This is a genomic window from Bradyrhizobium campsiandrae (assembly GCF_014529705.1).
Taxonomy (GTDB): Bacteria; Pseudomonadota; Alphaproteobacteria; order Rhizobiales; family Xanthobacteraceae; genus Bradyrhizobium; species Bradyrhizobium campsiandrae.
Window position 1 is genome coordinate 1 of record NZ_JAANIH010000299.1, and the last position, 334, is coordinate 334.

The 334-nt window shown below is 60.2% G+C and carries 1 protein-coding gene; it reads right to left on the reverse strand.

What is annotated here, in order from left to right; genetic code table 11:
- The coding region (locus G8O24_RS43180) for an IS110 family transposase (protein ID WP_188108473.1) at nucleotides 1-319 on the reverse strand (319 nt) is incomplete at its 3' end.
- Nucleotides 320-334 lie beyond the last annotated feature (15 nt).

Here is a 334-nt window from a genome sequence, read left to right on the forward strand (position 1 = left end):
TCGCGATCAGCTTCGCGTCGATCTTGTCGTTCTTGGCCAGCAGCTGATGGAACGTGCCATAGGCACGGACCTGCTTCGGCTGAAACAGGACGACGACGAACCGCTTGCGCCGCAGCTCGGCGACGACCGCCTGCTCATAGCCTCCGCTGGCCTCGATCCCTATCCGCTTGACCTTGTGGCCCTTCAGCCACTCCACCAAAGCCTGGTGGCCTTCTACCGTGTTGTCGACCTGCAATTGCTCCGAGCTGCCGTCTATTGCCACGTCGAGCTTAGCTTTGCCGGTATCGATACCGGCACAGATCGTGATACGTTTGGCCATCTTCCTCGACCCTCC